11 protein-coding genes are annotated in these 9,557 nt (G+C 60.5%); 6 read left to right on the top strand and 5 right to left on the bottom strand.

Annotated features, from left to right (window positions below; all coding sequences use genetic code 11):
• On the bottom strand, positions 1-228 hold a 228-nt coding region (locus tag B7O88_RS18090; RefSeq protein WP_216359017.1), incomplete at its 3' end, for a hypothetical protein.
• Positions 229-303: 75 nt separating this feature from the next.
• On the opposite strand from B7O88_RS18090, the gene B7O88_RS17480 reads away from it, so the two are divergent.
• Positions 304-1,068, top strand: a complete 765-nt coding sequence (locus tag B7O88_RS17480; protein ID WP_140418609.1) for a hypothetical protein — start codon at positions 304-306, stop codon at positions 1,066-1,068.
• A gap of 135 nt (positions 1,069-1,203) precedes the next feature.
• Positions 1,204-1,863, top strand: coding sequence for a glutathione S-transferase family protein (locus B7O88_RS17485; protein WP_088278040.1), 660 nt, complete (start codon positions 1,204-1,206; stop codon positions 1,861-1,863).
• A gap of 15 nt (positions 1,864-1,878) precedes the next feature.
• On the opposite strand, the gene B7O88_RS17490 is transcribed toward B7O88_RS17485, so the two are convergent.
• A complete protein-coding gene (locus B7O88_RS17490; RefSeq protein ID WP_235005831.1) occupies positions 1,879-2,757 on the bottom strand; it encodes an ATP-binding protein in 879 nt (292 codons plus the stop codon).
• 147 nt (positions 2,758-2,904) lie between these two features.
• On the opposite strand from B7O88_RS17490, the gene B7O88_RS17495 reads away from it, so the two are divergent.
• Positions 2,905-5,301: an ATP-binding protein gene (locus tag B7O88_RS17495; protein WP_088278044.1), complete on the top strand. Its 2,397-nt coding sequence runs from the start codon at positions 2,905-2,907 to the stop codon at positions 5,299-5,301.
• Here B7O88_RS17495 and B7O88_RS17500 read toward each other — a convergent pair.
• The 3 genes from B7O88_RS17500 to msrB form a co-directional block, all read right to left on the bottom strand.
• Positions 5,249-5,722 carry a MarR family winged helix-turn-helix transcriptional regulator gene (locus tag B7O88_RS17500; protein WP_228247421.1) on the bottom strand — a complete coding sequence of 158 codons (474 nt, stop codon included), beginning with the start codon at positions 5,720-5,722 and terminating at the stop codon, positions 5,249-5,251. The two genes, B7O88_RS17495 and B7O88_RS17500, sit on opposite strands and share 53 nt — an antisense overlap.
• The gene (locus B7O88_RS17505) at positions 5,719-6,201 is read right to left on the bottom strand and encodes a glutathione peroxidase (RefSeq protein WP_172409681.1); all 483 of its coding nucleotides are present in this window, start codon (positions 6,199-6,201) and stop codon (positions 5,719-5,721) included. Before B7O88_RS17505 ends, B7O88_RS17500 begins: the two co-directional genes overlap by 4 nt.
• A gap of 93 nt (positions 6,202-6,294) precedes the next feature.
• The gene (gene msrB, locus B7O88_RS17510) at positions 6,295-6,693 is read right to left on the bottom strand and encodes a peptide-methionine (R)-S-oxide reductase MsrB (protein WP_088278046.1); all 399 of its coding nucleotides are present in this window, start codon (positions 6,691-6,693) and stop codon (positions 6,295-6,297) included.
• Positions 6,694-6,835: 142 nt separating this feature from the next.
• On the opposite strand from msrB, the gene B7O88_RS17515 reads away from it, so the two are divergent.
• The 3 genes from B7O88_RS17515 (at position 6,836) to htpX (ending at position 9,533) form a co-directional block, all read left to right on the top strand.
• Positions 6,836-8,047: a pyridoxal phosphate-dependent aminotransferase gene (locus B7O88_RS17515; RefSeq protein WP_088278048.1), complete on the top strand. Its 1,212-nt coding sequence runs from the start codon at positions 6,836-6,838 to the stop codon at positions 8,045-8,047.
• A gap of 5 nt (positions 8,048-8,052) precedes the next feature.
• The gene (locus B7O88_RS17520) at positions 8,053-8,484 is read left to right on the top strand and encodes a hypothetical protein (protein WP_088278050.1); all 432 of its coding nucleotides are present in this window, start codon (positions 8,053-8,055) and stop codon (positions 8,482-8,484) included.
• Between the two features lie 155 nt (positions 8,485-8,639).
• Positions 8,640-9,533, top strand: a complete 894-nt coding sequence (gene htpX / locus B7O88_RS17525; protein WP_088278052.1) for a protease HtpX — start codon at positions 8,640-8,642, stop codon at positions 9,531-9,533.
• Positions 9,534-9,557 lie beyond the last annotated feature (24 nt).

Here is a 9,557-nt window from a genome sequence, read left to right on the forward strand (position 1 = left end):
CCCTGCTGCGTGATGTTCGCTGCAAGTGGCGCGCATTTTATGCAGCGTCCGAAACACCGTCAACCCCTCAAGCTGATATTTTTTCAGGTTTTTTTGCTGCGCGCAGTGGGATAACAATGACTTGCATCGACCATGCAGGGCGGCCTGCGCTGCCCACACCCGCACGCCCAAACCGGGAAAAAAGGCTTGTCCGACCGATTTCAGTCGGCCATGATGCGAAAGTGACATTGATCTGCAGTGAAATCAGGTCAGTATCGACACCGGTTATCGTTAAAGCTCCGACTTAAAAAGAGAGACCAGAGCGTGTCCCCATTACTCATTGGCGGTCTGCTGGCGGGAGGGTTGATCATTCTCGTCTGCGTGGGATTCATAAGCCACAGCCTCGAGCGCAGCAGGCTGGAGCGCGCTCGCCAGGTCGCGGAACTGAATGCGCGTATCAAACTCAGCCGGCAAGCCATGGCCAGCATCCCCGGCCAGTTCATGCCACCGGAGCTTGCAAAGGTGATTCTGGAGATTGAAGCGGCCCTGCTGGAGCGGCTCTGTCGTATCGGCAAATCTGCCGATGCTGCTCAGCGTCTGGAGCAAACCCGGGCAACCATTGCCGAAGGTAAGCTGCCGAGCAACCCCGTGGCCGAGCTGGACAGTGAAGCCAAGGGCAAGGAAGCACGGCTGCAGCTGGAAAACCTGTTCAAGCAGTTACAGCTGGCAGAACAGGACCGGCTAATCGACAACGCCACGTTCAAGCAGGCGGGCGGTCAGGTGCGCCGGTTCCTGATCAGCGCCACACTGGATACCTTCAATGCAACCGCCAAGCTGGGCATGCAGCAAGGCAAGCCGCGAGTGGCCAAGTTGCAATACGAGCGCGCCATCGCCTTTATTACTCGACTGAATAACCCGGGGCTGGCGAAACATCTGGAGCAGTACAAGCGCCTGCTGCAACGTGCCGAAGCAGCAGTGGTAGAACAGAACCGGGCCGATGAAGGTCAACCCAGTGAACTGACCGCCGGCCTCGCCGAGCTGGAATCGGAAGACGCCGGCTGGCAGAAGAAAGCCGTTTACGACGACTGACCCAGCGGGCGGACGCCCGCGCTGCCTGCACGTTCAGCGGAAGCGGCCAATATCCTGAGATTCTCCCCTGTGAACCACACTCGCTCGGCGCCAAAGCGCGCCGACGTCCTGACCTAACAATACTGGAGCCCTGACATGGCCTTGACTCTCTATGGCGCCATCTTGTCCCCCTTTGTGCGCAAGGTGCGCATCCTGCTGGCGGAACATCAGATCCCCTACGAGCACACGTTCATTCCGCCCCGCGGCCAACCGGACTGGTACTACGACATCAGCCCGCTCGGGCGCATACCAGCGCTTGTCGATGGCGACGTCAAGCTGGCGGACTCTGCGGTCATAGCCCAGTATCTGCAGGACAGCCGCGGCGGCCCTTCGCTCTACGGCAGCACGCCGGAAGAAGCCGCCCGCGTTCGCTGGCTGGAGAAATATGCCGACTATGAGCTGGCACCGCACTGTACCTTTGGTGTGTTCTTTCCTCGCATCGTCGCTTGCAGCGTCGGAGAGCCCGTCGATGAAGCCAGGGTGCAGGCATCGCTGAACGAGCACCTGCCGCCGCTGTTCGACTACCTGGAGCGCGAACTGGGAGAACGGCGCTTCTTTCTCGGCGACCAGTTCAGCATGGCCGATATCGCTGTGGTCTGTCAGTTGATCAACATGGCCCACGCAGGCGAGCTGATAGACGAAGCGCGCTGGCCCGGACTGGCCTCACTGCTGAGCCGCGTCACCGCACGCGGGAGCGTCTCGGCCCTGCTTCCGGCCGAACATCAGTTGGTCGCCAAGCTCAGCGGTCGCATGTAACGCTGATGCCCCGCGTCAGTTGCCAAGCAACTGACGCCCCACCCAGGAACGGGCAAACTGATAGGCGCAGCGCCCATTGCGATTGCCCCGCCCCGTCGCCCAGCGCAGGGCCTCAAGCTGCAGCTGCTCGTCCCATTGCCACTGCAATCCGTACTCGCCAGCCAACTGACCCAGCCATTTTTGCACCACCGCCAGGTAATGTTCCTGACTGAAGGGGTAAAAGGAAACCCACAGACCGAAGCGGTCCGACAGCGCGATCTTTTCCTCAATCGCTTCGCCTGGATGAATCTCGCCATCAACCTGTCTGGCGGACAGATTGTCACTGTTGTGCTCCGGCAGCAGGTGGCGCCGGTTGCTGGTGGCATAGAGCAGGATATTTTCCGGGCTGGCTTCGACAGTACCGTCCAAGACCGTCTTCAGCGCCTTGTAGCCACTGTCGTCCGCCTCAAAAGCCAGATCGTCACAGAACAGCACGAAGCGCCAGGGCTGACCGGCAAGTAGCGGCAGGAGCGCAGACAAATGCACCAAATCGGCCTTGTCTACTTCAATCAGACGCATCCCGGCCTGCGCGTACTCACTGAGCAGCGCCCGGACCAGTGAAGACTTGCCCGTGCCGCGCGCCCCCCAGAGCAGCGCATTATTGGCCGGCAGGCCGCGAACAAACTGGCCGGTATTGCTCTGCAAAAGCTGTTTTTGCCGATCAACACCCACCAGATCGTCCAGCCTCAAACTGAGACTGACCTGCAGCGGACGCAGTTGGCACCGCTGCCCTTCCATGCTCCAGCGCGCGGCGAAAGTGCTGTTCCAGTCAACCGCGGAGGGCGTCGCCGGCAAGGTGCGCTCGAAGCGATCGATGAAGTCCGCGACACGCTGCATGAACTGCTCGCTACTCATGCCCGACATGGGTTTCTCCTTTGGCCGTCAAACGTGCAAGAATGCCACGCCAGCGTCACTGTCACCACTACAGCTATAAAGGGCCATCACCCACCCGACAATTGCGCTAAGCTCAGCAAAGGACGCCACTGGAATCGACGCCCATTTATGGATATCCGCTTCACCAACCGACTGTCGTTCAAGCAGGCGCGCCTCAGCGTCCTCGCCGCCTTTATTCTCGGAACCCTGCTTAGCCTCATCCAGGTCGTTGTCGACTATCGCTCTGAAGACGCGCTGATCGACCAGGAAGTCCAGGCCCAGATCAACGTCAGTCTCAGCCCCGCCGCTCGCATTGCCTACAACATTGATGCCGAGCTGGCGCTGGAGCTGGTCAACGGCCTGCTGGAGGCACCCGAAGTCGTTCGCGCAGAGATTATCGACAACAACGGCATTGCCCTGGCCAGCGTCAGCCGTCCAATGGCAAACAGCGGCTATCGAGCCGTCAGCGACGCCCTGTTCGGTCGCCGTCGTGATTACTCCCAGCCCCTGTACGTCGACCATGCCCCCAGTGAGCTGCTGGGCCACCTGGTCATCGAAGTCGACACGTTCTACCAGGGGGCGAGCTTCCTGCGCCGCGCAGGACTCACGATGCTTTCCGGCTTCGTACTCAGCCTGGTGCTGTCGCTGATCCTCATGGTGCTGTTCTACGCCATGCTGACCAAGCCGCTTGTGCACCTGATCAATGACCTGCTGAACATGAAAACCGAGGGCGAGCGTAGCCGCCTGCCCTGCCCTGATGGTCACGAGCGGGACGAGATTGGCGCGCTGGTCGAGGTGATTAACCGTCAGTTACAGAGCATCGATGTCAACCTGCGCCAGAAGCTGCGCGCCGAGGAGCGGCTGCGCAAGTATCTCGAGGAACTGGAAAGCATCGTGGAATCACGCACCACCGAACTGCAGCACACCAATGCGCAGTTGCGCGAATCCAACCGAGAGCTGGAGGCCTCCCGCGAGGCAGCACTGGATATGGCGCGCGCGCGCTCGGCCTTCCTTGCCAACATGAGCCATGAAATCCGCACACCGATCAACGGCCTGTTGGGAATGATCGGTCTGACCCTGGACAGCCCGCTCAACGAGGAGCAGCGCCAGCAGCTGTCTATCGCCTACGACTCGGGCAAGGTGCTGGTTGCGCTGCTCAATGACATCCTCGACCTGTCCAAGTTCGAGGCCGGTAAGCTGCAACTGGAACAGATTCCCTTCGACCTCGGCGCTCTGCTGGAGGAAACGGCCAGCCTGCTTTCCCAGAACGCCGGCAAGCAGGACCTCGAACTGATCTGCGAAATCGACCCCAACCTGCCCGGACTGCTGCTCGGCGACCCGACACGCATCCGTCAGATCATCAGCAACCTGCTCTCCAATGCCCTGAAGTTCACCGAGCAGGGCCATGTCGCTCTGCGTCTGACGCTGGAGCGCAGCGAGGGGGCGCAACAGCATGTCTGCATCAGCGTCAGCGATACCGGCATCGGCATTCCAGCGCAGGCAATCAACGAGATATTTTCGCCCTTCACCCAGGCCGACGCTCAGATTTCCAGGCGATTCGGCGGTACAGGCCTCGGCCTGACCCTGTGCAAGAGCCTGACAGATGCGATGCACGGCGAACTCAGTGTCGAATCGACACCGGGGCGCGGCAGTACCTTCAGCGTACGACTGCCACTGCTGCGCCATGAGCAGGCACCGCGCTACAAACGGCCACAGCCTTGCAACGTACTGATCTGGAATCAGCGCGGCCACCTTCAGGGCGCCACACTGCAGCGCCTGCTGGAAAGCTGGCAAATGCGCTGCAAGCGTATCGACTACGAGCCAAGCGACAACTTCGCAGGGGACCTGCCGGCCGCCCGCTGCTGGCTGATCGACAGTCCGCAGCTGGCTGAACGGCTGCGGGACATCAGACCGGATATTCCTCGCCTGCTCATCTGCAGCTACAGCCAGCAACTGGATCAGACGCGGGCCGAGGCCTGCCACGTTCGCCAGCAGGTCGCCACGCCGCCGGCGAGGCATCGCCTGGCGCTTGCCATCGATGGCCTGTTCGAGGCTCAGCCTCGCAGCGAAAAAAGCAGCACCGAGCAGCAGATGGGCAACGGCCAGAGACTGCTGCTGGTTGAGGACAACGCTGTCAATCAGATGGTGGCCAAGGGCATGCTCAGCCGCCTGGGGTTCGAGGTGGACTTGGCCGAGCACGGCGAAATCGCACTCAGCAAACTGGTAGAACAGGATTACGCACTGGTATTGATGGACTGCAACATGCCGGTAATGGACGGCTACGAAACCAGCCGACGCATGCGCGCCGACCCGCGCTGGCAGCACCTGCCCATCGTTGCGCTCACCGCCAATGCGCTACATGAGGACCGCCAGCGCTGCAAGGATGCGGGCATGGACGACTACCTGGCAAAACCCTTCAAGCGCGAAGACCTGCAGGCGGTACTGCAGCGCTGGCTGACACCGACAGACCAGGTTACTCCTGCAGCTCCCCAAGCAACTGATCCAGGCCCCGGCGCAGGGTCATGACCTGCTCGGCGCTCATGCCCGTGCTGCACATCAGCGCTCGAGGTACTTCGCCGGCCTGCTCGCGCAGACGCTCGCCAGCTTCAGTCAGGCTGACCTGAAGCTGACGCTCATCGCCTCCCCTGACTCGCTCGCGTCGAACCAGACCCTGCGCCTCCAGGCGCTTGAGCAGCGGCGTCAGGGTACCGGAGTCCAGCTGCAACCGCTCCCCCAGCGCCTTGACACCGGGATGCGCGGGCGGCTGCCGTTGCCACTCCCACAGCACCAGCATGACCAGATACTGCGGATAGGTCAGCCCCAGCGGCTCCAGCAAGGGACGATAGGTCCGCATCAGGGCCCGCGAAGCGGCATACAGAGCAAAGCAGAGCTGGTTATCCAGTGCCAGCAGATCGTCCAGCTCATCAGGGTTACGCGCTGCACTCACGACAACAACGCCTCGATATCCGCACGCAGCTCATCGGGCGCAGTGGTCGGCGCATAGCGCTTGACCACCGTGCCCTGGCCATCAACCAGAAACTTGGTGAAGTTCCATTTTATGCCCTTGCTGCCCAGCAGGCCCGGAGCCTGCCTTTTCAGTTCGACAAACAGCGGATGGGCATTGCTGCCATTGACCTCGACCTTTTTAAACAGCGGGAAGCTGACACCGTAATTGAGCTCGCAGAACTGGCTGATTTCATCGCTGCTGCCGGGCTCCTGGGCGCCAAACTGATTGCACGGGAAGCCGGCGACCCGCAAACCGCGATCCCGATAGTCCTGCCACAACGCTTCAAGGCCCTTGTACTGGGGGGTAAAACCGCACTTGCTGGCGGTATTGACTACCAGGTAGGCCTTGCCGCCCAGCTCTGCCAGGGAAGAGTCGCGGTTGTCGATTGTGGTGCAGGGTATGTCCAGCAACTTGCTCATGATGGCTTCCTTGAAAAACAGGACTGAAATGGAATGTTCACCCGCCAGCCTAGCCACAAATAACTTTATGTCAACAAAATTGCACACAACTAATCATGCTTCGCGCGGCTCCAGCCGCAGGCAAACCGAGTTGATGCAGTAGCGCAGCCCGGTCGGCGGCGGACCGTCCGGAAACACGTGCCCCAGGTGCGCATCGCACTGGGCGCAGGTCACCTCGATACGGTGCATGCCATGACTGAAGTCCTCGTGTTCCTCTACAACCTCAGGACGTACCGGTTGGTAATAGCTCGGCCAGCCGCAGCCGGCATCAAACTGGGTATCGGTGTCAAACAGTGCGGCATCGCAGCAGATGCAGTGGTACACCCCGGGGGTGGTATTGCGGTAGTAGGCACCGGTAAACGGGCGTTCGGTTCCCTTCAGGCGACAGACCTGGAACTGCGGCTCGGACAACTGCTCGCGCCACTCGGATTCACTCTTGCTGATCTTGTTCATGAATTCACTCCGGATAACCGTAATCGGGCTTTCACACTCGCCCACGCAAGACGTATGATGAGCGCTTTACGCGCGCTCAGGGAAGTCTCCAATCGCCTCCCCGACACATCCCACCCAGCCCTGGATCGACAAGGTAAGCATCATGCAGGTTAGCAAGTCCAACAAATTGGCCAATGTCTGCTACGACATTCGCGGGCCCGTTCTGCGGCACGCCAAGCGCCTCGAGGAAGAAGGTCACCGCATTCTCAAGTTGAACATTGGCAACCCTGCACCCTTCGGTTTCGAGGCGCCGGAGGAAATCCTCCAGGACGTCATTCTCAACCTGCCAACCGCCCAGGGCTACAGCGACTCGCGCGGCCTGTTCTCGGCGCGCAAGGCGGTGATGCATTACACCCAGACCAAGAACATACCGGGTGTCGGCATTGAAGACATTTACCTTGGCAACGGCGTATCCGAGCTGATCGTGATGGCCATGCAGGGTCTGCTCAACAACGGCGACGAGGTGTTGATCCCGGCCCCGGACTATCCGCTGTGGACCGCTTCGGTCAGCCTCTCCGGCGGCAAGCCAGTGCATTACCTGTGCGACGAACAGTCAGACTGGTATCCGGACATTGAGGACATCCGCAGCAAGATTACTCCCAATACCCGAGCCATGGTCGTCATCAACCCGAACAACCCGACCGGCGCGGTGTACCCACGCGAAGTGCTTGAGCAACTGGCCCAGGTCGCCCGCGAGCACAACCTGATCCTGTTTGCCGACGAGATCTACGACAAGATCCTGTACGACGGCGCTGTCCACGAATCACTGGCGGCGGTCGCCCCCGATGTGCTTTGCCTGACGTTCAACGGTCTGTCCAAGTCCTACCGGGTTGCCGGCTTCCGTTCCGGCTGGATGGTTATCAGCGGTCCCAAGCAGCACGCCACCAGCTATCTGGAAGGCCTGGAAATCCTGGCATCGATGCGCCTGTGCGCCAACGTGCCGGCCCAGCACGCGATCCAGACGGCTCTCGGCGGCTACCAGAGCATCAATGACCTGATTCTGCCCGGCGGCCGCCTGCTGGAACAGCGTGACACCGCCTGGGAACTGCTCAACGAGATTCCCGGCGTCAGCTGCACCAAGCCCAAGGGCGCGCTGTATCTGTTCCCGCGCCTGGACCCCAAGGTCTACCCGATCCATAACGACGAGAAGTTCGTGCTCGACCTGCTGCTGCAGGAAAAGATTCTGATCGTCCAGGGTACCGCCTTCAATTGGCCATGGCCTGACCACTTCCGCATCGTCTCTCTGCCGCGCAAGGATGATCTGGAAATGGCGATTGGCCGCATCGGCAACTTCCTCAAGAGTTACCGGCAGTAAGCCTTGTGGCAGCGGATCTTCATATCGAGGACTTCCACCAGGATGTCGCGCGCATTCTGGTGGCGCTGTACAACCGTTTTCCGCAACCGGGCAGCCTGTTTGTCGTCGATCTGATCGGCGAACATGAACCCGATGCATTTGGTGTTCCCGCACCACGACACATGGCCTGTTTCAGCACCATGCTGTGGCTCGGCCAGGAAGGGTTCCTGCGCTACACCGACACTATCCGCCAGGAAGCGATTGATCAGTGCTGCCTGACCGAACGCGCCTTCACCCTGCTCTCTGCACCTGACCCGCAACGTTTGCAGGCAGACCTGCCAGCCAGTGTCGCACGCCAGCGAGCTACCCTTGCCCAACGCCTGCGCGATGCCCTGCGCAGCGGCTCTGGCAACGAAATCTTCGACGCCGTTCAGCAGTGCTTTCGCCGTCAATCGTGACCCATCGCAGCGGAACCCGCTCAAGACACGTTTTGTCATAGAGTCGTCGTTGAAAGACACGGGCTTTCGCCCAATATAAGCCCCATGTAAATCGCCCAGGCCTTGAGCAGGCGTCTGCAACACCCGGTTTTCATTCGATAGGATTAGATACCCCCATGATGCGAATACTGTTGTTTCTGGCTACCAACGTAGCAGTGATTCTGGTTGCCAGTGTCACCTTGAGCCTGCTGGGCGTTGGCAGCGTCCACGATGGTCAGGGTGGCATGAACCTGCAGTCGCTGCTGATCTTCTGTGCCGTATTCGGTTTTGCCGGCTCCTTCGTTTCGCTGTTCCTGTCCAAGTGGATGGCCAAGCGCAGCACCGGTGCCCGCGTGATCGAACAGCCACAAACCCAGCAGGAGCGCTGGCTGGTAAGCACCGTTGAAGAACTGGCGCGCACCGCCGGCATCGGCATGCCGGAAGTGGCAATCTTCCCGTCCCGCGCGCCAAACGCGTTTGCCACCGGCTGGAACAAGAACGCGTCGCTGGTTGCCGTGTCTGAAGGCATGCTGCAGCGTTTCAGCCCAGCCGAAGTGAAAGCGGTTATGGCACACGAGATCGGTCACGTAGCCAACGGTGACATGGTCACCCTGTCGCTGATCCAGGGCGTGGTAAACACCTTCGTCATGTTCTTTGCCCGCATCATCGGCAACTTCGTTGATCGCGCGGTATTCAAGAACGAAAGTGACGGCCCCGGCATCGGCTACTTCATCGCAACCATCTTTGCCGAGCTGGTACTGGGCATCCTCGCCAGCATCATCGTCATGTGGTTCTCCCGTCAGCGTGAGTTCCGCGCCGATGCCGCCGGGGCCCAGCTGGCCGGTGCCGGTGCCATGATCGCAGCGCTGGAGCATCTGAAAGCCGAGCAAGGCATTCCGGTTGAGCTGCCCGGCGAGATGACCGCCTTCGGTATCAACGGCGGTCTGAAAAATGGTCTGGCCGGTCTGCTGATGAGTCATCCGCCGCTGGATGAGCGCATCGCTGCGCTGCGCGCCGGTAACTACCGCTAAATCGTCAGACGGCTAAAAAAAGGT

The sequence above is a fragment of the Halopseudomonas aestusnigri genome (assembly GCF_002197985.1).
Lineage (GTDB): Bacteria > Pseudomonadota > Gammaproteobacteria > Pseudomonadales > Pseudomonadaceae > Halopseudomonas > Halopseudomonas aestusnigri.

Coding starts and splice junctions, on each gene's coding strand:
- B7O88_RS17485 (WP_088278040.1), top strand. CDS start 1,204: ATGGCCTTGACTCTCTATGGCGCCATCTTGTCCCCCTTTGTGCGCAAG.
- B7O88_RS17490 (WP_235005831.1), bottom strand. CDS start 2,757: ATGAGTAGCGAGCAGTTCATGCAGCGTGTCGCGGACTTCATCGATCGC.
- B7O88_RS17495 (WP_088278044.1), top strand. CDS start 2,905: ATGGATATCCGCTTCACCAACCGACTGTCGTTCAAGCAGGCGCGCCTC.
- B7O88_RS17505 (WP_172409681.1), bottom strand. CDS start 6,201: ATGAGCAAGTTGCTGGACATACCCTGCACCACAATCGACAACCGCGAC.
- msrB (WP_088278046.1), bottom strand. CDS start 6,693: ATGAACAAGATCAGCAAGAGTGAATCCGAGTGGCGCGAGCAGTTGTCC.
- B7O88_RS17515 (WP_088278048.1), top strand. CDS start 6,836: ATGCAGGTTAGCAAGTCCAACAAATTGGCCAATGTCTGCTACGACATT.
- htpX (WP_088278052.1), top strand. CDS start 8,640: ATGATGCGAATACTGTTGTTTCTGGCTACCAACGTAGCAGTGATTCTG.